Genomic DNA, 23,665 nt, shown 5'->3' with positions numbered 1-23,665 from the left:
CGAGCTCCCCGGCGACCTGCCGGGGGAGCCGTCTCCTTTAAAGATCGTCCCGTGAGGCGAGGAAGGAGCCCCTGGTGGCACAGACCCCGGAGACCTCCCAGGTCATGTCCGCGTCCGATCTGGACCGGGCACTGACCCGCATCGCGCACGAGATCGTCGAGTCCCATCGCGGGGTCGAGGGTCTGGTGCTGCTCGGCATCCCGCGCCGCGGGGTGCCGCTGGCACGCCGCCTCGGCGAGCGGCTGGCGCGCATCGACCCCGGGTTCTCGCCCGAGGACGCCGTCGGGTCGCTGGACATCACGCTGCACCGCGACGATCTGCGCACCGCCGCGGCCCGCACCCCGGAGCCCACTCGGGTGCCGAGCACCGGCGTCGACGGCACCACTGTGGTGCTCGTCGACGACGTGCTCTACTCGGGCCGCACCGTCCGCGCGGCGCTCGACGCGCTCTCCGCGCTGGGCCGTCCCGCCACTGTGCGACTGGCCGTCATGGTCGACCGCGGCCACCGCGAGCTGCCCATCCGCGCCGACCACGTCGGCAAGAATCTGCCCACCTCCCGCGACGAGCGGGTCTCGGTGGTGCTGTCGGCCGTCGACGAGGTCGCCGCCGAGGACGAGGGCGTGCTCATCGAGAGAGGGCGGGCATGAAGCATCTGCTCTCCACCGCCTCGCTGGCGCACGCCGACGCCTCGGCCATCCTGGACACAGCCGAGGAGATGTCGGCGGTGTCCACCCGCGAGGTCAAGAAGCTCCCCACGCTGCGCGGCCGCACTGTGGTCACGCTCTTCCACGAGGACTCCACGCGCACCCGCGTCTCCTTCGAGGCCGCGGCCAAGCGCCTCTCCGCGGATGTGATGAACTTCTCGGCCAAGGGTTCCTCGGTCTCCAAGGGCGAATCGCTGAAGGACACCGTCCAGACGCTGGAGGCTCTGGGCGCCGACGCCGTGGTGATGCGCCACGCCGCGGCCGGAGCGGCCCATCAGCTCGCCGCCGCCGACTGGACCGACTGTGCCGTGGTCAACGCCGGCGACGGCACCCACGAGCATCCCACCCAGGCGCTGCTGGACGCACTGACCCTGCGCCGCGGACGCGCCGCGGCCGCCGGAGTGGACCCGCGCGGCACCGATCTGGCCGGCATGCGGGTGCTGATCGTCGGCGACATCCTGCACTCCCGGGTGGCCCGCTCCAACGTCTGGCTGCTGCACACTCTCGGCGCCGAGGTCCACCTGGCCGCGCCGCCGACGCTGCTGCCGGTCGGCGTCGAGCACTGGCCGGCCGCCGTGCACTATGACGTCGACGTCGCGCTGGCCGCCGAGCCGGATGCGGTGATGATGCTGCGCGTGCAGGCCGAGCGGATGGGCGGGGCCTTCTTCCCCAGCGCCGGCGAGTACACGCGCCGCTGGGGGCTCACCGACGAGCGGCTCGCCGTCGTCGAACGCCTTCCGGGCCCGGCCCGCGACGGCTCCGGGGCGATGATCCTGCACCCCGGGCCGATGAACCGCGGCGTGGAGATCTCCTCCGCCGCGGCCGACTCGCCGCTGAACCGGGTGCTCGACCAGGTCTCGCACGGCGTCTCGGTCCGGATGGCGGTGCTGCATCTGCTGCTCAGCGGCGACCGCGGCCCCGACCGGGCCGCGGAGGCCGCCTCGCCCGCCGCCGATCCCTCCACGGACAGGAGCCGCCCATGAGCACCATCTCCCAGCCGCCGCACTTCGCCGCGCCGAGCGCCGAGGAGGCGACCGCGCCGGTGCTGATCCGCGGCGCCCGGCCGTACGGCGACGAGCCCACCGACCTGCTGCTGCGCGCCGGCCGCATCGCGGCCCTCGGCGCGCAGGCGGCCGCGACGGCCGCGGAGCTGGCCGAGGACGGGACGCCGGTGCTGACCGTCGAGGCCGCCGGCCAGATCGCCCTGCCCGGCCTGGTCGACCTGCACACCCATCTGCGCGAACCCGGCCGGGAGGACGCCGAGACCGTCGAGACCGGCAGCCGGGCGGCCGCCCTGGGCGGCTTCACCGCCGTGCACGCGATGGCCAACTCGACCCCGGCCGCCGACTCCGCCGGCGTCGTCGAGCAGGTCCACCGTCTCGGCCGCGAGGCCGGCTGGACCCGCGTGCAGCCGGTCGGGGCGGTCAGCGTCGGACTGGCCGGCGAGCGGCTGGCCGAGCTCGGCGCGATGGCAGAGTCCTCGGCGGCGGTGCGGATGTTCTCCGACGACGGGATGTGCGTCCACGACCCGGTGCTGATGCGTCGGGCGCTGGAGTACGTCAAGGCCGTCGACGGCTTCGTCGCCCAGCACGCCCAGGAGCCGCGGCTGACCGCCGGAGCGCAGATGCACGAGGGCGCCGTCTCCGCGGAGCTGGGCATGCCGGGCTGGCCGGCGGTCGCCGAGGAGTCGATCATCGCCCGCGACGTGCTGCTGGCCGAGCACGTCGGCTCCCGGCTGCACGTCTGCCACGTCTCCACCCGCGGCTCGGTGGAGATCATCCGCTGGGCGAAGTCCCGCGGCGTCGACGTCACCGCCGAGGTGACCCCGCACCACCTGCTGCTGACCGACGAGCAGGTGCGCAGCTTCGACCCGGTCTACAAGGTCAACCCGCCGCTGCGCACCGCCGAGGACGTCGAGGCGCTGCGCGCCGCGCTGGCCGACGGGACGATCGACGTCGTCGGCACCGACCATGCCCCGCACCCCGACCAGGCCAAGGAGTGCGAGTGGGTCGACGCGGCGATGGGCATGACGGGGCTGGAGACCGCCCTGCCGGTGCTGATCGCCACGATGATCGAGACCGGGGCCATGGACTGGCGACGCCTGGCCGAGGCGACGTCGGCACGTCCGGCGCAGATCCACCGCCACGCGCATCTGGGTCGGCCGATCGCCGTCGGCGAGACCGCCGACCTGGTGCTCGTCGACCCGGCGGAGCGGCGCACCGTGCGGCCGGAGGAGCACGCGACGAAGGGGCGGAACTCGCCGTACGCGGGCCGGGAGCTGCCCGGCCGGGTGCGGGCCACCTTCCTGGAGGGTCACCCGGTGGTCCTCGACGGTGCGCTGGCGACTTCGCGGACCGGACGGACCGCGGACCGGACGGTCGCGCCATGACGCCGACCTACCTGCTCTGGTTCGCCGGAGCGGCCGTCGTCGTCGCCCTGCTCGTGCTGCTGCTCGGGCTGGGCTGGCGAGCCCGACGACGACGGCAGCGGCACCTGCCCGCGCCCGCGGCGCTGCCCGAGGAGCTCGTCCGCGCGGAGCCGCTGGCCGCCGGAGAGGGCATGGTCATCGGCACCGTCGACGCCGCCGACCCGCTGGACCGGGTGGCCGTCCACGGACTCGGCATCCGCACCGACGGACGGCTGGAGGTCCACGAGTCCGGCGTCGCCGTCTTCCGGGCGGGCGCGCCGAACCATCTCATTCCGCGGGAGGACCTCACCCACGCGCGCACCGATCGCGGCGTCGTCGGTAGATTCGTCGAACGCGACGGAGCGCTGATCGTCGGCTGGCGGCTCGGCGACCAGCGGGTCGAGACCGCCTTCCGCGCCCGTCACGCCGATGCCCATCGCACGCTGCTCGAGGCGCTGCACCGCCTGACCCCGACCACCGACGCCACGCTCGAGGAGCCGGCGTCGACCGATCCTGAGGAGCGACAGTACCCATGAACACCTTCGAGCCGGCCCTCCTCGTCCTCGAGGACGGCACCGTCGAGGAGGGGACCGCCTACGGCGCCCGCGGCACGCGGCTGGGCGAGGCGGTCTTCTCCACCGGCATGACCGGATACCAGGAGACGCTGACCGACCCCTCCTACGCGCGGCAGATCGTGGTCCAGACGGCCCCGCACATCGGCAACACCGGGATCAACGACGAGGACCCCGAGTCCCGTCGCATCTGGGTCGCCGGCTACGTCGTCCGCGACGCCGCCCGGCGGCCGTCGAACTGGCGCAGCCGCCGCACGCTGGAGGAGGAGCTGATCGCCCAGGACATCGTCGGCATCCAGGGCGTGGACACCCGCGCGATCACCCGGCACCTGCGCGACGCCGGGGCGATGCGCGCCGGGATCTTCTCCGGCGCCGACTCCGAGCGGCCGACCGCCGAGCTGCTCGAGGCCGTGCGCGGCCAGGAGCCGATGGCCGGGACCCGGCTGGCCGAGGAGGTCAGCGTCTCCGAGCCCTACGTCGTCGAGCCCGCCGACCACGGCTTCGCCGGCGAGCCGCTCGCCGCCGTCGCCGCGATCGACCTGGGCATCAAGACGATGACTCCGGTGCGGCTGGCCGAGCGGGGACTGCGCGTCACCGTGCTGCCGGCGACGACGAGCTTCGCCGAGCTGCAGGCGCTGCGCCCCGACGGCGTCTTCCTCTCCAACGGGCCCGGCGACCCGGCGACGGCGGCCGCGCAGATCGGCCTGCTGCGCGAGGTGCTCGCCGCGCGGATCCCGTTCTTCGGCATCTGCTTCGGCAACCAGATCCTCGGTCGGGCGCTGGGCTTCGGCACCTATAAGCTGCCCTTCGGCCATCGCGGGATCAACCAGCCGGTGATGGACCACGCCACCGGCACTGTGGAGATCACCGCGCAGAACCACGGATTCGCCGTCGACGCGCCCATCGGGCAGGTCGTCACCGCTCCCGAGGAGCGCTTCGGCCGGGTCGAGGTCAGCCACTCCAGCCTCAACGACGACGTCGTCGAGGGCCTGCGCTGCCTGGACGTGCCGGCCTTCTCCGTCCAGTACCACCCCGAGGCCGCCGCGGGTCCGCACGACTCCGCCTACCTCTTCGACCGCTTCGTCGAGCTGATGACCGGCGCCGACGCCACGACCACAGGAGGAGACACCACCCATGCCTAAGCGCACCGATCTGCACTCGGTCCTGGTCATCGGCTCGGGGCCGATCGTCATCGGCCAGGCCGCCGAGTTCGACTACTCCGGCACCCAGGCGCTGCGGGTGCTCAAGGAGGAGGGCATCCGCGTCGTCCTGGTCAACTCCAACCCGGCGACGATCATGACCGACCCGGAGTTCGCCGACGCGACCTACGTCGAGCCCATCAGTCCGGAGGTGGTCGCCAAGATCATCGCCCAGGAGAAGCCCGACGCGGTGCTGCCCACCCTGGGCGGGCAGACTGCGCTGAACACCGCCATCGCCCTGGACAAGCAGGGCGTGCTCGCCGAGCACGGAGTGGAGCTGATCGGCGCGAACATCGACGCCATCGAGCTCGGCGAGGACCGCGAGAAGTTCAAGGGCGTCGTCGAGCGCTCCGGCGCGGAGTCGGCCCGCTCGCGGATCGTCAACTCCATGGACGAGGCGCTGGCCGCCGCCGAGGACCTCGGCTATCCGATGGTCGTGCGCCCGTCGTTCACCATGGGCGGGCTCGGCTCGGGGCTGGCCCACGACGAGGAGGACCTGCGGCGCATCGCCGGCGCCGGTCTGCACTACAGCCCCACCTCGGAGGTGCTCCTGGAGGAGTCCATCCTGGGGTGGAAGGAATATGAGCTGGAGATGATGCGCGACGCCAACGACAACGTCGTGGTCGTCTGCTCCATCGAGAACCTCGACCCGGTCGGCGTGCACACCGGCGACTCGATCACCGTCGCGCCGGCGATGACGCTCACCGACCGCGAGTACCAGAAGATGCGCGACGTCGCGATCAACGTCATCCGCGAGGTCGGCGTGGACACCGGCGGCTGCAACATCCAGTTCGCCGTCGACCCGGCCACCGGCCGTGTGGTGGTCATCGAGATGAATCCGCGGGTCTCGCGCTCCTCGGCGCTGGCCTCGAAGGCCACCGGCTTCGCGATCGCGAAGATCGCGACCAAGCTGGCGGTGGGCTACACCCTCGACGAGATCCCCAACGACATCACGCAGAAGACTCCGGCGAGCTTCGAGCCGACGCTGGACTACGTGGTGGTCAAGGTCCCGCGCTTCGCCTTCGAGAAGTTCCCCGCCGCCGACCCGACGCTGACGACGACGATGAAGTCCGTCGGCGAGGCGATGTCCATCGGCCGCAGCTTCACCGAGGCGATGCAGAAGGCCCTGCGGTCGCTGGAGCAGCGCGACAGCGAGTTCGCCTTCCCGCAGCTGACCGGTGAGGAGATCGAGGAGCTGCTGGCCGGCATGGCGACGCCGACCACCGAGCGCCTCCACCAGGTCCAGCAGGCGATGCACGCCGGCGCGGCCCTGGAGCGCGTGCAGGAGATCACCGGCATCGATCCCTGGTATCTGGACCAGCTGCAGCTGATCAACGAGACCGCCGCGGCGCTGCGCGCGGCGGGCGAGCTCACCCCCGCGCTGCTGCGGACGGCCAAGCGCCACGGCTTCTCCGACGAGCAGATCGGGGCGCTGCGGCACATGACGCCGGCCGTGGTCCGCGGCGTGCGCCATGCGCTGGGGATCCGCCCGGTCTACAAGACGGTGGACACCTGTGCCGCCGAGTTCGAAGCCTTCACGCCCTATCACTACTCGGCCTATGACCGTGAGGACGAGATCGCCTCCCACGACAAGCCCTCGGTGATCATCCTGGGCTCGGGGCCGAACCGCATCGGGCAGGGGATCGAGTTCGACTACTCCTGCGTCCACGCGACGATGGCGCTGCGCGAGGCCGGGTACGAGACGGTCATGATCAACTGCAACCCGGAGACGGTCTCGACCGACTACGACACCTCCGACCGGCTCTACTTCGAGCCGCTGACCCTGGAGGACGTCCTGGAGGTCATCGCCGCCGAGGAGCGCACCGGGGGAGTCCTCGGCGTCTACGTCCAGCTCGGCGGCCAGACGCCGCTGAAGCTCGCCCAGCAGCTCGCCGACGCCGGCGTGACCATCCTGGGCACCTCGCCGGAGGCCATCGACCTGGCCGAGGAGCGTGGCGAATTCGACCAGGTGCTGCGCCGCGGCGGGCTGATCGCGCCGAAGAACGGCACGGCGGTCAGCTTCTCCGACGCGAAGCGCGAAGCCGAGGAGATCGGCTACCCGGTGCTGGTCCGGCCCTCCTACGTGCTGGGCGGCCGCGGCATGGAGATCGTCTACGACGAGGCCGGCCTGGAGCGCTACATCAGCAACGCCACCGAGGTCTCCGCCGAGCACCCGGTGCTGGTCGACCGCTTCCTGGAGGATGCGATCGAGGTCGACGTCGACGCGCTGTTCGACGGCGAGGAGCTCTACCTCGGCGGCGTGATGGAGCACATCGAGGAGGCCGGCATCCACTCCGGCGACTCGGCCTGCGCGCTGCCGCCGATCACCCTGGGCCCCGACGTCGTCGAGCGGGTCCGGCAGGCCACCGACGTCATCGCCCGCGGCGTGGGCGTGCGCGGGCTGATCAACATCCAGTTCGCCGTCGCCTCCGACGTGCTGCACGTCATCGAGGCCAACCCGCGGGCCTCGCGGACGGTGCCCTTCGTCTCCAAGGCCACCGGTGTGGCGCTGTCCAAGGCCGCGGCACTGATCGGCACCGGCGTCTCGATCGCCGAGCTGCGCGCCGGCTCCGGCCACGCGAGCGCCGGGGCGCTGCCGGCGACCGGCGACGGCTCCCAGCTGCCTCCGGGCGCGGCCGTGGCGGTCAAGGAGGCCGTGCTGCCCTTCAGCCGCTTCCGTACCCCCGAAGGGCGCGTGGTCGACTCGCTGCTCGGCCCGGAGATGCGCTCCACCGGCGAGGTCATGGGCATCGACAAGCACTTCGACACCGCCTTCGCGAAGTCCCAGCTGGCGGGCAACAACCCGCTGCCCACCGGCGGCCGGGTGTTCGTCTCGGTGGCCAACCGCGACAAGCGGGGGGTGATCATGCCGGTCAAGCGTCTCGTCGACCTGGGCTTCGAGATCGTCTCCACCGGCGGCACCGCCGATGTGCTGCGGCGCAACGGCGTCGAGACCGAGGTGGTCGACAAGATCGCCGACGTCGACGGCGGCCGCACGGTGCTCGACCTGGTCGAGGGCGGCGAGATCTCGCTGATCGTCAACACGCCCTCCGGCGGCGACGCCCGCAGCGACGGCTACGAGATCCGCGCGGCGGCCACCTCGGTGGGCACGCCGGTGATCACCACCGTCGCGGAGTTCGGTGCCGCGGTGCAGGCCATCGAGGCGCTGGGCCGGTTCAGCTGGTCGGTGACCTCGCTGCAGGACCACCACGCGCGTCTGGCGAGCCTGGGATGAGCGGCGGCGACCGGCTCAGCTTCGGCGACCGGCTCGCCGCGGCGATGACCGCCTCCGGCCGGCTCTGCGTGGGCATCGACCCGCATGCCGAGCTGCTGGCCTCCTGGGGACTGGCCGACGACGCCGAGGGGCTGCGCGCCTTCGGCGAGCGGGTGGTCGCGGCCGCGGCCGGCGTCGTCGGGGTGGTCAAGCCGCAGGTGGCGTTCTTCGAGCGGCACGGCCCGGCCGGGATGCAGGCGCTGGCCGAGGTTCAGCGCAGCGCCCGGCAGGCCGGCCTGCTGGTGATCGCCGACGCCAAGCGCGGCGACATCGGCTCGACGATGGCCGGCTACGCGGAGGCCTGGCTGGACCCGGCCGCTCCGCTGGCCGCCGATGCGCTGACCGTCAGCCCGTACCTCGGCGTCGGCGCGCTGGCCCCGGCGGTGCAGGCCGCCCGGACCCACGGCGCCGGGCTGTTCGTCCTCGGGCTGACCTCGAACCCCGAGGGGCAGGACGTGCAGCTCGCCCGGTCGGCCGCCGGGGCGACGGTGGCCGGCGAGATCGCCGCTCGAGTGGCGGAGCTCAACGCCGCGGGGGGCCGGCCCGCCGGACAGGAGCCCGCGCCGGCGCCGCTGGGCGATCTCGGCCTGGTCGTCGGCGCGACCACCGCACCCCTGGCCGCCGAGCACGGGATCGACCTGACCGCCGGACGACCGCCGCTGCTGGCGCCCGGCTACGGAGCCCAGGGCGCCGACGTCGCGGCGATGCGCGCCGGCTTCGGCGACGCCTGGGAGCGTCAGGTGCTGGTGAACGCCTCGCGCGGGATCCTGCGCGCCGGGCCCGCGGAGCGCGACCTGGTCGCGGCGATGGAGGCCGCGCGTGAGGACCTTGACGGCTGACGGACCTGGGTTCGGTGCCCGGACCTGGGGAAAGACGGATCTGGGCGAGGAGAATCCCTCGTCGCTGATCTATTGCCCCGGGCGACGGAACAGGGCTAGATTCGTCGACATGAGTTGGATGGCGTGAGGGAGGCTGCGAGCAGCAGGAGCACCCCGGGCGCCTCGTCATGAGGAGAATCACGTGGCCCTGCGAGAACTGAGCAAGGAAGAACGCGACGTCGCACGTCAGAAGGCCCTGGCGGCGCGCATCGAGCGCGCCGAGCTGAAGGAGGCCTTCGGGGAGGGACGCGTCAGCTTCGACGACGTGCTGAACAAGGCCGAGCGCTCCGAGGCGGTGGCCCGGCTGAAGACGGTCGAGCTGCTGGAGGCGCTGCCGGGCATCGGCAAGGTGACCGCGGCGAAGACCCTGGAAGACCTGGGCATCTCGGAGAACCGCCGCATCGGCGGGCTCGGCGTGAAGCAGCGCACCGCGCTGGCGCGCCACCTGGCCCAGCTCTGACCGACCGGCCGTCCCGCCGGAGGCCTCGAGCCTCCGACGGTGTGCGGACCGCCGGGGGAGCGGGTCCGACCGGAGCCCGGGGAGGGGCGTGTGCCGGATGCTGGGGAGGTCCGGCGGGCACGGCGCGGCGAGCAGGCGGTACGATGGTCTGCGATCCCGCCCGTCGACGCGCTCGAGAAGGAGCATCCTGTGAGCCGACCCCAGGTCACCGTGCTGGCCGGTCCCACATCCGTGGGCAAGTCCACGATGAGCCGGCACATCCGCGAGAACCACCCGGAGGTGACCTTCTCGGTCTCGGCCACCACCCGGGCGCCCCGGCCCGGAGAGGTCGACGGCGTCGACTACCACTTCCTCAGTCCGGAGGAATTCGACCGGCTCATCGAGGCCGACGAGCTGCTCGAATGGGCCACCGTCCACGGCGCGCATCGGTACGGCACGCTGCGCTCGACGGTGCAGGAGGGGCTCGACGCCGGCCGCAGCGTGCTGCTGGAGATCGATCTGCAGGGCGCGCGCCAGGTCAGGCGCACGATGCCCGACGCGCAGTTCGTCTTCCTCACCCCGCCCTCCTGGGAGGAGATGGTGAGTCGCCTCACCGGACGGGGCACCGAGTCCGAGGAGGAACAGCGTCGACGGCTGGAAACCGCTAGGATGGAGCTCGCGGCGGAATCGGAGTTCGACGTCACCGTGGTGAACGACGAGCTCGAGCGCGCCGCCGCCGAACTTCTCTCCCTCATGGGCTTCGACCTGGACTCGCACCCCGCCGAGCCGGGCGCGGAGCCGTCGACGGATCGCCCGTGACATCGTCCGAAGCGCCGTCCGACACGTCATCCGACACAGCACCCGAGACCCGAAGGACACCCCCGCAGTGACTGAGCAGCTCGAAGGCATCATCAACCCGTCGATCGACTCCCTGGTGCAGAAGACCGACTCCAAATACGCCCTGGTGCTCTTCGCCGCGAAGCGCGCCCGGCAGATCAACGCCTACTACGCCCAGCTGCACGAGGGCCTGTTCGAGTACGTGGGCCCGCTGGTGGACACCAAGCTGAACGAGAAGCCGCTGTCCATCGCGCTGCGAGAGATCAACGAGGACCTGCTGGTCAACCACCCGGCCAGCAACCCGGCCTCCTGATCCGCGGCGAGGCACGGCACGCCAGCATGCGCATCGTCCTGGGAGTCAGCGGAGGCATCGCCGCCTATAAGGCCGTCCATCTGCTGCGCCTGCTCCGCGAGGAGGGCCACCAGGTCGACGTCGTGCCGACGCGCGCCGCGCTGGAGTTCGTGGGCCGCCCCACCTGGGAGGCCATCAGCGGCCGCGCAGTGACCACCGACGTCTTCGAGTCGGTCGACGAGGTCCGCCATGTCCGGCTGGGCCAGCAGGCCGATCTGGTCGTCGTCGCCCCGGCGACGGCGGATCTGCTCGCCCGCGCCCGGGCCGGCACCGCCGACGATCTGCTGACTTCGACGCTGCTGGCGACCGAGGCGCCGACAGTGCTGGTGCCGGCGATGCACACCGAGATGTGGCGGCACCCGGCCACTGTCGACAACGTCGCGGTGCTGCGCGACCGTGGCGTCGACGTCGTCGAGCCGGCCTCCGGGCGGCTGACCGGCGCCGACACCGGACCCGGACGGCTGCCCGAGCCGGAGGAGATCCACGCGCATCTGCGCCGGCTGCTCGACGGCGACGCCGTCGGTTCCCGCCCGGCGGACGGGCCGGCCGTGGCGTCCTCGGGCGCCGGGCCGCTGGCCGGCCGCCGCGTGGTGGTCACCGCCGGCGGCACCCGCGAGGCGCTGGACCCGGTGCGCTACCTGGGCAACCGCTCCTCGGGCCGGCAGGGCGTCGCGCTGGCCGAGGCCGCGCTGGCCGCCGGCGCCGAGGTGCATCTGGTCGCCGGCATCGTCGAGACCGAGCTGCCGGCGGCAGGACCCCGGCTGAGCCTCGAGCACGTCGAATCGGCCCGCGAGCTGCAGCAGGCCGTCGCCGCGCAGGCGCCGAGCGCCGACGTGCTGCTGATGGCCGCCGCCGTCGCCGACTTCCGTCCGGCCGACTACGCCGCGGCGAAGATCAAGAAGACCGACGACGTCGACGCCCCGACGATCACCCTGACCCGCAACCCCGACATCCTCGCCGAGACGGTGCGCGCCCGCCCCGCCCGCGGCGGGCCGACGGTGATCGTCGGCTTCGCCGCCGAGACCGGCGACGACGACACCGATCCGCTGGAGCTGGCGCAGACCAAGCTGCTGCGCAAGGGCTGCGAGCTGCTGGTGCTCAACCGCGTCGGCGAGGGACTGGTGTTCGGCCGGGACAGCACCGAGATCCACGTGCTGGCCTCCTTCGGCGTCCAGGGCGTGCTCGGCGACGTCGAGCCGGCCCATGTCGTCGGCACGAAACGGGAGGCCGCCGACGCCGTCGTCGATCGCGCGGCGCGGCTGCTGGTCGCCGCCGGCGGCCGTTTCTGAGTGTGACGCCGACCGGCCCGCCCAGCGGGTCGGGGAGTAGGATGTGGCAGTGACTTCGAGCAACCGCGCAGCAACCCAGTCGGCGCAGGAGCGCGCCCTCCGCCTGTTCACCTCCGAGTCGGTGACCATCGGGCACCCGGACAAGATCTGCGACCAGATCTCCGACGCGGTCCTCGACGCCATGCTCACCGTCGATCCCGACTCGCGCGTCGCCGTCGAGACGCTGACCACCACCGGCCTGGTCCATGTGGCCGGCGAGGTCACCACCTCCGGCTACGTGGAGATCCCGCAGATCGTGCGCCAGACGCTGCTGGACATCGGCTACGACTCCTCGGCCAACGGCTTCGACGGCGCCCGCTGCGGCGTCTCGGTCAGCATCGGTCAGCAGTCCCCGGACATCTCCGCCGGCGTGTTCAACTCGCTGGAGGCCCGCTCGGGCGCCCGCGACCCGCGCGACGCCCAGGGGGCCGGCGACCAGGGCATCATGTTCGGCTACGCCACCAACGAGACCGACACCTACATGCCGACCTCGATCGCGCTGGCGCACCGGCTCTCCGCGCGGCTGACCGAGGTGCGGCAGAACGGGCAGCTGGAGTTCCTCCGCCCCGACGGCAAGACGCAGGTGACCATCGGCTTCGACGGCGCCCGCCCAGTGACGCTGGACACAGTGGTCGTCTCCTCGCAGCACGCCGAGGAGACCACCCAGGCGGAGCTGCAGGCCGCGCTGAACGAGCAGGTCATCGCCCCGGTGGTGGAGTCCTCCGGGCTGGACGTCTCCGGCACCGACACGATCATCAACCCCTCCGGGCCCTTCGTCGTCGGCGGTCCCGTCGGCGACGCCGGGCTGACCGGCCGGAAGATCATCGTCGACACCTACGGCGGCTTCGCCCGTCACGGCGGCGGTGCCTTCTCCGGCAAGGATCCGTCGAAGGTGGACCGTTCGGCCGCCTACGCGATGCGCTGGGCGGCGAAGAACGTCGTCGCCGCCGGGCTGGCCGACCGTGCCGAGATCCAGGTCGCCTACGCCATCGGCCGGGCCCGTCCGGTCGGGGTCTACGTGGAGACCTTCGGCACCGAGCACGTCGATCCGGAGCTGATCGCCCGGGCGGTCGACGAGGTCTTCGACCTGCGGCCGCTGGGCATCATCGAGGATCTGGACCTCAAGCGGCCGATCTACCGGCAGTCGGCGCGCAACGGCCACTTCGGCCACGACGGCGACACCTTCCCGTGGGAGCGCCTGGACCGGGTGGACGAGCTGACGTCCTTCGTCGGCGCCTGAGGGGCGCCGGTGCGCGGCGTGGACGGCAGGGACGCTGACGGGCCGGACTCCGGCCCGGCGTCGGAGACGGCGGGCGACGCCGGCGAGGCGCGGCAGGAGTCCGCACCGCGCCAGCCGGCGCTGCTGGACAGCCTCGCGCCGCCGCCGGCGCCGAGCCTGCCCGCCGGGGCGGCGACGCAGCAGCCCATCGCCCGCGTGCTGCTCGACTCGGGCGTGCCGCATCTGGACCGGCCCTTCGACTATGTCGTCCCGGCCGACCGCGACGAGAAAGTCGTGCCCGGCTGTCGGGTGAAGGTCCGCTTCTCCGGCCGGGAGATGCTCGGCCACGTCGTCGAGCGCCTGGAGGCCGCCGGCACCTCCTCGCGGCTGGCGCTGATCCATAAAGTCGTCTCCTCGACGCCGGTGCTCGCCCCGCAGATCCTGCAGCTGGCCGAGCAGGTCGCCGCCCGCGGCGCCGGAGTGGCCTCCGACGTGCTGCGCGCGGCGGTGCCGCCGCGGGTCGCCCGGGTGGAGAAGGAGTTCGAGGGCCTCGTCCCGCCCGAGGAGTCGCTGCGGGCCGAGGCGCCGGGACCGCGCAGAGCCGCCCTGGCGCTGACCTCCTACGGGCCGCAGAGCTGGGTGGAGATGATCGTCAGTGCGGTGCGCGAGGCGCTGGAGCCCGACGAGGGCGCGGACGGCGGGCGAGAGATCAGGGGAGACGCCGTCGTCGTGCTGCCCGACCAGCGCGACGTCGACCGCGCCGCCACGCGGCTGGAGGAGGTCTTCGGCGCCGAGGACGTCGCCCGGCTGACCGCCGACGTCGGCCCGACCCCGCGCTATCGTGCCTTCCTGCGGCTGCGGATGGGCCAGGCCCGGATCGCAGTGGGCACCCGCTCGGCGATCTTCGCCCCGGTGGCCGCCCCGCGGCTGATCGTCGTCCTCGACGACGACGACCCCTCCCACGCCGAGCCGCGCGCGCCGTACCATCACGTCCGCGAGACCGCGCTGCTGCGCACTGTGCAGACGGGGGCCTCACTGCTGTTCCTCTCCACCGCCCGCAGCCTGGAGGTCCAGCGGCTGGTGGATCTGGGCTGGCTGACCGAGACCGCCCCGGAAAGGCAGCTGCGCCGCGAGGCGACGCCGCTGGTGATGGCCAACGCCGACTCCTACCAGCAGGAGCACGACCCCTCGGCCCAGCGCGCCCGGATGCCCGCGGCCGCCTATCGCACCGCCCGCGAAGCCCTGGAGCACGGGCCGGTGCTGGTCCAGGTCGGCCGGGCCGGCTTCATCCCGGCGGTGCTCTGCGAACGCTGCCGCAGCCGGCAACAGTGCCCCAGCTGCCACGGGCCGCTGACCATCCCGGCCCACCACGGCCAGTCCCGCACGCTGCGGTGCCGCTGGTGCGGGCTGCACCACCGGGACCACCGGTGCACGGTCTGCGGCCACGGCGCCTTCCGCGCCGGCTCGCGCGGCGCCGACCGCACCGCCCACGAGCTGGGCCGGGCCTTCGCCGGGGTGCCGGTGGTCTCCTCGACCGGCGACCACCCGGTGGAGTCGGTCTCCGCGCAGGCCGCCCTGGTGGTCTCCACTCCGGGCGTGGAGCCGGTGGCCGAGGACGGCTACGCCGCGGCGCTGCTGCTCGACGGCGACGCCCAGCTCACCCGCGAGGGCCTGGACGTGCCGCGCCGGGTGCTGGCCCGCTGGTTCCGTGCGGCCTCGCTGGTGCGTCCGCGGCGCGAGGCCGCCCGCGGCGAGGGGACGGTGGTGGTCACCGCCGGCGCCGAGGAGCTCACCGCCGCGCTGGTGCGCTGGGATCCGGTCGGCTGGGCGCGGCGCGAGCTGGCCCGCCGTCGTGAGCTGGGCCTGCCGCCGGCGCGCCGGATGCTCTCGCTGACCGGCGAGGCGCAGGAGACCGAGCAGCTGATCGGCCAGCTGCAGCTGCCCGAGGGGCTGGCCTGGATCGGCCCGGCGCCGGTGGACGAGGACCGGCAGCGCTGGCTGCTGTTCTTCAGCTATGCCCAGGCCGAGGAGGTCGTCGGGGAGATCCGCCGGGTGCGCCGGACGCACAGCGCCCACCGTGAAGGGCGCGGGGTGCGGATCGCCGTCGACGACGTCGACGCGCTGCAGTTCTGAGAGCTCTGCGTCCGTGCACGTCGGCGGGCCGATCCTGTCGCTGGGCTGGGCGGTGTCGTCGGGCCATGGCCCGACGACACCGCACAGCCCAGCGATGAGTCGCCGTGGAGGCGGGTGACACGACCAGGTCACCGTCGCGGCCCGGTCAGAACACCCCGGCGTCGAGGTCGGCGAGGAAGCGACCGATGGCCCGGGCGGCCGGGGCGGGCTTCTCGTAGTGGACCAGGTGCCCGACGCCGCTCAGCACCTCCAGCCGCGCCTGCGGCAGCGCCTCGCGCAGCCGCCGTCGGCCCTCGGCGGTGCTGAGCTGGTCCCGGGCCGCGCCGATCAGCAGCACCGGCAGGTCCAGCTGGTCGGCGAACTCGCCGACAGTGTGCCGGCTGGAGGCCCGGTAGGCCTCGTCGACGGTGTGCCGGTCGGAGAAGCCGCTGAAGTGCCGCCGGTGCTGGTCGCGGACGTAGGCGGCGATCTGCGCGTCGCGGCTGGTGAGCATCGTCAGGTTCGTCAGTTCGATGATCGGCCGGCAGCGCAGCAGTCTCAGCGCCCCGGGTTCGGGCACCGCCCGGGCGGCGGCGTAGAAGGCCTCCACGCCCAGCGCGCCGGGCAGCAGCGAACCGGTGAAGATGTCGTCGCTGATCGGGCAGATCAGCACCAGCGACGCCCAGCTGCGCGACGTGCGCGCGGCATGGGCGGCGACGACCAGCGAGCCGAAGGAATGCCCGGCCAGCACGTCGTCGGTGCCCAGCCCCAGGGCCGCGGCCAGCCCTTCGACGACGGCGGCGTAGGTGTCCAGGTCGTGGCGCGCCCCGGGGACCGGGGCGGTCTCGCCGAAGCCGGGCAGATCCGGGACGAGCACCTCGTGGTCGGCCAGCGCGTCGGCCAGCAGCGCCATGCCGTGGTGGTCGCCGCGGAAGCCGTGGATGAGCAGCAGACGGCGAGTGGGGGAGCCGTCGGAGGAGCCCGCCGTCGGCGCGGCGTGCCGCCAGACGCGGACCGGGTGGTCGCGTCCGCCGACGTCGACGGTCACCGTCGCCGACTCGCCGGTCCGCGGCGGGGCGCCGGTCCAGGGAGTGTCGCCGTCGTCGGCGTCGGAAGCGGGCATCGCGGAGCGGTGGTCTGTCACCGTGCCAGGCTAGCGCGGCGGGCCCGGTGACGGCCTCAGAGTCGGCACCGCGCCGTCGTGCGCGTCCCGTTAGACTGGGTCGGGTCGGCGCGCGGCCCTCCCGCGCCGCCTGCCCCTGACCACGCCACTCGACCACGAGGTGCCCCACACGTGAGCAATGCGAGCGATTCCGCGGCGACGCCGGCCGCGCCGTCCGGCCAGCACGAGCAGCAGCACGACCAGTACGACGTCGCCGCGATCGAAGCTCGCTGGCTGCCGTACTGGGAGCAGGAGGGCACCTTCGTCGCCGCCGAGGACGACGAGCGCGAACGCAAGTACGTGCTGGACATGTTCCCGTACCCCTCCGGCGACCTGCACATGGGCCACGCGGAGGCCTTCGCCATCGGCGACGTCCCGGCCCGCTACGCCCGGCTGCGCGGCTACAACGTGCTGCACCCGATCGGCTGGGACTCCTTCGGGCTGCCGGCGGAGAACGCCGCGATCAAGAACGACGCGCATCCGGCCGAGTGGACCTACCGCAACATCGACACGCAGGCGTCCTCCTTCAAGCGCTATGCGATCTCGGCGGACTGGACCCGCCGGCTGCACACCTCCGACGAGGCCTACTACCGCTGGACGCAGTGGCTGTTCCTGCAGTTCCATCAGCGCGGGCTGGCCTACCGGAAGGACTCGCCGGTCAACTGGTGCCCGAAGGACCAGACGGTGCTGGCCAACGAGCAGGTCGTCGACGGCGCCTGCGAGCGTTGCGGCACCGAAGTGACGAAGAAGTCGCTGAACCAGTGGTACTTCGCGATCACCGAGTACGCCGACCGGCTGCTCGACGACATGGACCAGCTCTCCGGCCGCTGGCCGGAGCGAGTGCTGGCGATGCAGCGCAACTGGATCGGCCGCTCCACCGGCGCCTCCGTGCGCTACACCATCGAGCCGGCCGCCGACGGCGCCGACGTCGAGCCGGTGGAGGTCTTCACCACCCGGCCCGACACGCTCTACGGGGTGACCTTCATGGTGGTCGCCGCCGACGCCGAGCTGGCCGAGCAGCTGGTCACCGACCAGCACCGCGGCGAGCTCGAGGCCTACCGCGAGCAGCTGGGCTCGGTCTCCGACATCGAGCGGCAGTCCGCCGAGCGCGAGCGCACCGGCGTCTTCCTCGGCCGGCACGCGATCCACCCGCTGACCGGCGAGCGGCTGCCGGTCTGGGCCTCGGACTATGTGCTGGCCGACTACGGCACCGGCGCGGTGATGGGCGTGCCCGCCCACGACCAGCGCGACCTGGAGTTCGCCCGCGCGATGGGCCTCGACGTGCGCGTCGTCGTCGACACCGGAGAGGACGACCCCGTCGAGACCGGCGTGGCCACCGCCGGCGAGGGCGCCGCGATCAACTCCCCGGCCTGGGAGGGGCGGGACAAGGCCGCCGCCATCGAGCGGGCGGTCGAGGTGCTGGCCGAACAGCATGTCGGCGAGGCGACGGTGAACTACCGGCTGCGCGACTGGCTGCTCTCCCGGCAGCGCTTCTGGGGCGCACCGATCCCGATCGTCCACTGCGAGACCTGCGGCGAGGTCCCGGTCCCGGAGGACCAGCTGCCGGTGCAGCTGCCCGACGACCTGCGCGGCGAGCAGCTCTCCCCGAAGGGCCGCAGCCCGCTGGCCGCCGCCGAGTCCTGGGTGCGCACCAGCTGCCCGTCCTGCGGCGGTGCGGCCGAGCGCGACACCGACACGATGGACACCTTCGTCGACTCCTCCTGGTACTTCCTGCGCTTCCTGAGCCCGCACGACGACTCGCAGGTCTTCGACGTCGAGGCCGCGAAGCGCTGGATGCCGGTGGACCAGTACGTCGGCGGCGTCGAGCACGCGATCCTGCACCTGCTCTACGCGCGCTTCTTCACCAAGGTCATCCACGATCTGGGGCTGATCGACTTCGACGAGCCGTTCAGCGCGCTGATGAACCAGGGGCAGGTGCTCAACGGCGGCCGGGCGATGAGCAAGTCGCTGGGCAACGGCGTCGACCTGGGCGAGCAGCTCGACGCCTACGGCGTCGACGCGGTGCGGCTGACCATGGTCTTCGCCTCGCCGCCGGAGGACGACGTCGACTGGGCCGACGTCTCGCCGTCGGGCTCGGCGAAGTTCCTGGCCCGTGCCTGGCGACTGGCCCAGGACGTGAGCAGCGCCGTCGGCGTCGACCCGGCCGACGGCGTGGCCGGGCTGCGGGCGACGACGCATCGCACCGTCGCCGAGGTCGAGCAGCTGGTCGAGGCGCAGAAGTTCAACGTGATCATCGCCCGGCTGATGGAGCTGGTCAACGCGATCCGCAAGGAGATCGACGCCGGCGCCGGCGGGGCGGACCCGGCGGTGCGCGAGGCGACCGAGATCACCGCGCAGATCCTCTCGCTGGTGTCTCCGTACACTGCCGAGGACATGTGGGCGGTCCTGGGCCGCGAGCCCTCGGTGGCGAACTCGAGCTGGCCGGTCGTCGAGGAGACGCTGCTGGTCGACGACACCGTCACCGCCGTGGTGCAGGTCAAGGGCAAGCTGCGCGACAAGCTCGCGGTCCCGGCCGACATCTCCGCCGAGGACCTGGAGGCCAAGGCCTTGGCGCTGCCCAAGATCCAGAAGTACGTCGACGAGGGCGGCGGGGTCCGCAAGGTCATCGTCCGCGAGCCGAAGCTCGTCAACGTGGTGACCGGCTGATCGGGCGGTTCGACGAGGAGGCGGCCATGGACGTCGAGCAGCGGCTGCACGCCTGGGGCGACTCCTGGCGCGGCCGTCTGCGGACCGGACGGCGTGCGGCGGGTCTGCGCGCCGGACTGCGCCGACGCCGGCCGCGCGTCGCCGTGGTCACCGACTCCTCGGCGGCGCTGCCGCCGCATGCGCTGGGGCCGCTGGCCGAGGTGATCACCGTGGTGCCGATCCCGGTGATGATCGGCGAGCAGATCCATTCGGAGTCCGGCGAGGAGCTGGCCCGGGAGCTGCCGCTGGCGCTGGCCCAGGGCAGCCGGGTGGTCACCTCGCGGCCGTCGCCGGGACGGCTGGCCGAGGCCTATGCGGAGCTGGCCCGGCGGGGCGTCGAGCACATCGTCTCCGTGCATCTCTCCGCCGAGCTGTCCGGCACCGTCGAGGCCGCCCGGCTGGCCGCCGAGCAGGTCGACGTCGCCGTCGAGGTCGTCGACTCCCGGCAGACGGGGATGACCATGGGCCATGCGGTCCTGGAGGCGGCAGTGTGCGCGCTGCTGGGCGGCACGGCGGCGGAGACCGCCGAAGCGGCCCGGAAGACGGCAGAGGCGAGCACAGCGCTCTTCGTGGTGCCCAACCTGGAACAGCTGCGCCGCGGCGGTCGGATCACTGCGCTGAGCGGGCTGCTGGGCACGCTGCTCTCGGTGCGGCCGCTGCTGGCGCTGCGCGACGGGGCGATCCAGCTCGAGGAGCGCTCGCGCAGCCTCGAGAAGGCCGTGGAGCGGCTGACCGCCCGGGCGGTCGAGGAGGCCGCGGTCCGGGCCCCGGCGCGGATCGCCGTCCACGGCTTCGGCAACGCCGAGCAGGCCCTGGAGCTGGCCGAGGCCCTCGACGAGCATTCCGCGGCGCCGGTGCCGGTGGTCGACGTCCCGCCCTCGCTGGCGGCGCATCTGGGCCTCGGCGTCCTCGGGATCTGCCTGAGCCCGCTCGACGGCTCCGCCGGCCCCGCGGGTCCTTCCGCCCCGGCGCGCGCGACTCCTGCACAGGAGGGCTCGGCGGACTGAGGACACGCCGTGGCCTCCACAGCCGCGGCCGATCGGCTCGGCCCGGGCTCGCCGAGTCTCTAGCCTCGGCGGCATGGACGACCAGGGGCTCTTCGACGACGACCCCGTGCTCTCCCGACGGGAGCGACTGCGCGCCCGGCGCGAGGCCGCTCACCGGGCGCCGACGCGCGTGGGTCTGCGCTTCACCGCCGCGGCGACGGTGGTGGTCGGGCTGCTGGTCTGGCTGGCGGTCTCCTGGCTGACCGGCAGCCCCTCGGCCTCGGAGCAGCCGCCCGAGGATCCCACGCTGCGCGCCGAGCCCGGCCCGGGCGGAGGAAGCGGCTCGGGAACCGGCTCGGAAGCCGGCGGCGAGGCGACGCCCGACGCCGGGGAGGCGACCGCGAGCGATCCGGAGTCCGCCGACGCCACGAGGAAGGACCCGCCGCCGGGCTCCGAGCCTCCCGAGATCTCGGCAACGGCAGAGACCTCTGCGGCGATCGTCGTGCACGTCGCCGGCGCCGTCGTCGAACCCGGGGTGGTGGAGCTTCCGCCCGGCTCCCGCGTCCGCGACGCTGTGAAGGCCGCCGGCGGACTGACGAAGGAAGCCGCCGCCGAGGGCGTCAACCTGGCCGCCGAGGCCGTCGACGGCGGCTATCTGCGTGTGCCCACGCTCGAGGAGCTGGAGTCCGGCGAGACGGCGGGCGGACCGGCCGCCCCGGGCGGAGGCGCTGGGCCGAGCGGCGGATCCGGAGGAGGTGCGGACGGAACCGAGGACGCCGGGCCGGTCGACCTGAACCGGGCCGACGCGGAGACGCTGCAGGGACTCACCGGGATCGGGCCGGCGCTGGCCGAGCGGATCCTCGAGCACCGGGAGACGGCCGGGCCCTTCGAATCGCTGGAGGACCTGGCGGGAGTGCGCGGCATCGGTCCCGCCACGCTGGAGGACCTCGAGGGCCAGGTGACCTGGTGAGCCCGCGACCGCTGGATCTGCGGCTGCTGCCGGCGGCCGCGGGGACCTGGGCGGCCGCCGCGGCGGCCGTGCATCTCGACGCCGCGGGCGCGCTGGCGATGGGGCTGGTGCTGCTGGGCGGAGCCGTCCTGCTGGGCGTGCTGCTGGCGGCCGTGCTGCGTCTGCTCTCCGACGGCGGGCAGTCGCGACGCCTGCGGCAGGCGGCGGTGCATCTGGTGCTGGCCTGCAGCCTGGCAGGCGCCGCGACGCTGACCGCGGGGCTGGAGCTCTCCGCGCATCAGGAGAGCGGATGGGACCGGGTCGTCGAGGAGCGGGCGCCGCAGCAGCTCACCCTGCGGGCGGTATCCGATCCGCGGCGGATCGCCGAGGCCGGACCCGACGGCACGCCCCGGGCGATCGTCGGGGTCGAGGTGCTCACCCGACGAGAGGCCGGGCAGCGGCGCGAGGTCGAAGCCTCGGCGGTGCTGCTGCTCGAGGCCGAGGCGGCGGGGACGATCCGTCACGGCGAACGCCTGCGCGGGCTGCTGCAGTCGACGCCGACTGAGCCCGGAGACCGAGCGACGGCGCTGCTCACGCTTTTCGGCGAGCCGGTCGACCAGCTGCCGCCCGACGACTGGACGCGCGTCTGGAGGGTCGTGGAGTCCATGCGGACCGCCACGTCGGAGGCGGCGGAGTCTGCGCCGGGGGAGGCCCCGCAGCTGCTGCCGGGGATGGTCCTCGGAGATCGCTCGCAGCAGTCCGAGGAGCTGACCACGGCGATGCAGCAGGCGGGGCTGAGCCACCTGACCGCAGTCAGCGGGGCGAACTGTGCGCTGGTCCTGGGCGCAGTGGTGGCCGGGCTGCGGCTGCTGCGCCTGCCGCGCTGGTGCTCGCCGCCGGCGGCAGTGGTCACGCTGGCCGCCTTCGTGCTGCTCGTCCACCCCGAGCCGAGCGTGATACGGGCGGCGGTGATGGGCGGGATCGGAGCGCTGGCGCTCTTCGCCGGCCGCGGGCGAGCGGCCTTCCCGCTGCTCTGCGTCTGCGTGATCACCCTGCTGGTGGTCGACCCGTGGTTCGCCATGGAGCCGGCCTTCGCGCTCTCGGCGGCCGCGACGGCCGGGATCGTGCTCATGGGCACGCCCCTGCAGCGGCTGCTGGAGACGGTGATGCCGCGCTGGGCGGCCTCCGTGCTGGCGCTGGCATGTGCGGCCCAGCTCTTCGTCACCCCGCTGCTGGTTCCGCTGGCCGAGGGGATGAGCCTCTATGCGATCCCGGCCAATGTGCTCGCCGCGCCGCTGGTTCCGCTGGTCACTGTGCCGGGGACCGCCGCGGCGGTGCTGGCCGCCTGGCTGCCGGGCCTCGCCGAGGCGATGCTGTGGTGCTGCGGCATCCCTGCGGCGCTGATCGCCGCCGTCGGTCGCGAGGCCGCCGACCTTCCGCAGGCCATGGTCGACTGGCCCGACGGCGGCGCCGGAGCGGTCCTCGGCATGCTCTATATCCTGGCCGCGCTGGCCCTGGTCCGTTCCCTGGTCCTCCGGCGTCTGAGCCGGTCGGGGGCCGGGGTCCTCGCCGCCGGGGCGGCGGCGCTGCTCGCGCTGGTGATGCCGGTGCAGGCGCTGCCGGGCCTCTCCGGGCTGCTGGCGCCGACCCCGGTGGGCTCGGGACCCGGCGAGGACTGGCGGATCGCCCAGTGCGACGTCGGCCAGGGAGACATGCTCGTGGTGCGCAGCGGGGACGAGGAGGCGATCGTCGTCGACGCCGGGCCCGCTCCGGACCCGGCCGACGCGTGTCTCGACACGCTGGGGGTCGACCAGGTGCGGGTGCTGTTCCTCTCCCATGAGCATCAGGACCATGTCGGAGGCGTCGACGGCGTGGCCGAGGGCCGTGAGGTGCGGGAGGTCCTGCACGGCGGCAGTCGCAGGTGGGACGCCGCCGCCGAGCTGGGGCTCGACGGCGTCCCGGTGCACCGGGCGGAGCCGGGCGTCTCCGGACGTGTCGCCGGCCGGATGCCCGTGGAGTGGCGCGTGGTCCATGCCGCGGCCGAGGCGGCGACGCCGAACGACGCCTCGGCGGCGGTGCACTTCGCGGTGTCGTCCGGCGGCGCGCCGTCGTCCTCGAGGGACGGCGGCGACCGCACAGTCGATGTGCTGACGCAGGGGGACCTGGAGGCCGCCGAGACCCGGGAGGCGCTGGACGCCGGCAGGCTGCCGGAGGACATCGATCTGTTGAAGGTCTCGCACCATGGGGCGCGCGACGGCGGCACGGCGCTGATCTCCCGACGCCGCCCCGAAGTCGCGGTGATCTCCGTCGGCGAGGAGAACGACTACGGGCACCCGGCCGAGGTGACGCTGCAGGCGCTGCAGGCGGCGGGGACGACGGTCTACCGCACCGACGAGCACGGGCTGATCGCGTTCTCCCTCGACGACGGCGTGCTGCGGGTGCGGACGGGCGGCTGAGCGCATCCCTCGGTCGGGTCGCGGAGGACGGAGCGGGCAGGCGCAGGGGCCGGAGACGACAGAAGGGGCGGGAGCCGACGGTGTC

General features: G+C 73.5%; 18 protein-coding genes. 17 read left to right on the top strand and 1 reads right to left on the bottom strand.

The features are described from left to right. Positions 1-74: 74 nt before the first annotated feature. From pyrR to GCL72_RS05825, 13 genes are all read left to right on the top strand, one after another. On the top strand, positions 75-647 hold the full coding sequence (gene pyrR, locus GCL72_RS05885; protein ID WP_153143783.1) for a bifunctional pyr operon transcriptional regulator/uracil phosphoribosyltransferase PyrR: 573 nt from the start codon (positions 75-77) through the stop codon (positions 645-647). Next, complete coding sequence (locus tag GCL72_RS05880; protein WP_153143782.1) at positions 644-1,687, top strand: aspartate carbamoyltransferase catalytic subunit; 1,044 nt, start codon at positions 644-646, stop codon at positions 1,685-1,687. The genes pyrR and GCL72_RS05880 overlap by 4 nt, the downstream gene beginning before the upstream one ends. Further along, positions 1,684-3,093: a dihydroorotase gene (locus GCL72_RS05875; protein ID WP_211364983.1), complete on the top strand. Its 1,410-nt coding sequence runs from the start codon at positions 1,684-1,686 to the stop codon at positions 3,091-3,093. The genes GCL72_RS05880 and GCL72_RS05875 overlap by 4 nt, the downstream gene beginning before the upstream one ends. Further along, positions 3,090-3,647 (top strand): PH-like domain-containing protein, encoded by a 558-nt coding sequence (locus GCL72_RS05870; RefSeq protein WP_153143781.1) that lies wholly within the window; start codon positions 3,090-3,092, stop codon positions 3,645-3,647. Before GCL72_RS05875 ends, GCL72_RS05870 begins: the two co-directional genes overlap by 4 nt. Further along, positions 3,644-4,825 carry a glutamine-hydrolyzing carbamoyl-phosphate synthase small subunit gene (gene carA, locus GCL72_RS05865; RefSeq protein WP_153143780.1) on the top strand — a complete coding sequence of 394 codons (1,182 nt, stop codon included), beginning with the start codon at positions 3,644-3,646 and terminating at the stop codon, positions 4,823-4,825. The genes GCL72_RS05870 and carA overlap by 4 nt, the downstream gene beginning before the upstream one ends. After that, positions 4,818-8,117, top strand: a complete 3,300-nt coding sequence (gene carB, locus GCL72_RS05860; protein WP_153143779.1) for a carbamoyl-phosphate synthase large subunit — start codon at positions 4,818-4,820, stop codon at positions 8,115-8,117. The genes carA and carB overlap by 8 nt, the downstream gene beginning before the upstream one ends. Then, positions 8,114-8,995, top strand: coding sequence for an orotidine-5'-phosphate decarboxylase (pyrF, locus tag GCL72_RS05855; protein WP_153143778.1), 882 nt, complete (start codon positions 8,114-8,116; stop codon positions 8,993-8,995). Before carB ends, pyrF begins: the two co-directional genes overlap by 4 nt. Before the next feature lie 181 nt (positions 8,996-9,176). Then, positions 9,177-9,494, top strand: a complete 318-nt coding sequence (gene mihF / locus GCL72_RS05850; protein WP_153143777.1) for an integration host factor, actinobacterial type — start codon at positions 9,177-9,179, stop codon at positions 9,492-9,494. 189 nt (positions 9,495-9,683) lie between these two features. Continuing rightward, on the top strand, positions 9,684-10,292 hold the full coding sequence (gene gmk / locus GCL72_RS05845) for a guanylate kinase (protein ID WP_153143776.1): 609 nt from the start codon (positions 9,684-9,686) through the stop codon (positions 10,290-10,292). A 67-nt stretch (positions 10,293-10,359) separates the two neighbouring features. Then, positions 10,360-10,623, top strand: coding sequence for a DNA-directed RNA polymerase subunit omega (gene rpoZ, locus GCL72_RS05840; RefSeq protein WP_153143775.1), 264 nt, complete (start codon positions 10,360-10,362; stop codon positions 10,621-10,623). A 26-nt stretch (positions 10,624-10,649) separates the two neighbouring features. After that, complete coding sequence (gene coaBC, locus GCL72_RS05835) at positions 10,650-11,951, top strand: bifunctional phosphopantothenoylcysteine decarboxylase/phosphopantothenate--cysteine ligase CoaBC (protein ID WP_153143774.1); 1,302 nt, start codon at positions 10,650-10,652, stop codon at positions 11,949-11,951. A gap of 49 nt (positions 11,952-12,000) precedes the next feature. Next, positions 12,001-13,230 carry a methionine adenosyltransferase gene (metK, locus tag GCL72_RS05830; RefSeq protein ID WP_153143773.1) on the top strand — a complete coding sequence of 410 codons (1,230 nt, stop codon included), beginning with the start codon at positions 12,001-12,003 and terminating at the stop codon, positions 13,228-13,230. An 18-nt stretch (positions 13,231-13,248) separates the two neighbouring features. Then, complete coding sequence (locus GCL72_RS05825) at positions 13,249-15,342, top strand: primosomal protein N' family DNA-binding protein (protein ID WP_246161041.1); 2,094 nt, start codon at positions 13,249-13,251, stop codon at positions 15,340-15,342. Between the two features lie 145 nt (positions 15,343-15,487). Here the strand turns inward: GCL72_RS05825 and GCL72_RS05820 are convergent, their stop codons facing one another. Further along, positions 15,488-16,465 (bottom strand): alpha/beta fold hydrolase, encoded by a 978-nt coding sequence (locus GCL72_RS05820; protein WP_153143772.1) that lies wholly within the window; start codon positions 16,463-16,465, stop codon positions 15,488-15,490. A 150-nt stretch (positions 16,466-16,615) separates the two neighbouring features. Here GCL72_RS05820 and leuS point away from each other — a divergent pair, with 150 nt between their 5' ends. The 4 genes from leuS (at position 16,616) to GCL72_RS05800 (ending at position 23,580) form a co-directional block, all read left to right on the top strand. Beyond that, positions 16,616-19,150, top strand: coding sequence for a leucine--tRNA ligase (gene leuS, locus GCL72_RS05815; protein ID WP_153143771.1), 2,535 nt, complete (start codon positions 16,616-16,618; stop codon positions 19,148-19,150). A gap of 26 nt (positions 19,151-19,176) precedes the next feature. Beyond that, positions 19,177-20,196: a DegV family protein gene (locus GCL72_RS05810; RefSeq protein ID WP_153143770.1), complete on the top strand. Its 1,020-nt coding sequence runs from the start codon at positions 19,177-19,179 to the stop codon at positions 20,194-20,196. A 73-nt stretch (positions 20,197-20,269) separates the two neighbouring features. Continuing rightward, the gene (locus GCL72_RS09880; protein WP_153143769.1) at positions 20,270-21,145 is read left to right on the top strand and encodes a ComEA family DNA-binding protein; all 876 of its coding nucleotides are present in this window, start codon (positions 20,270-20,272) and stop codon (positions 21,143-21,145) included. Next, on the top strand, positions 21,142-23,580 hold the full coding sequence (locus tag GCL72_RS05800; protein WP_153143768.1) for a ComEC/Rec2 family competence protein: 2,439 nt from the start codon (positions 21,142-21,144) through the stop codon (positions 23,578-23,580). Before GCL72_RS09880 ends, GCL72_RS05800 begins: the two co-directional genes overlap by 4 nt. Positions 23,581-23,665: the final 85 nt, after the last annotated feature.

It is taken from the genome of Nesterenkonia halophila, from assembly GCF_009467795.1.
GTDB lineage: Bacteria > Actinomycetota > Actinomycetes > Actinomycetales > Micrococcaceae > Nesterenkonia > Nesterenkonia halobia.
The sequence above is the reverse complement of the archived record's forward strand: the minus strand, read 5'-3'. Positions and strand labels throughout refer to the sequence as shown.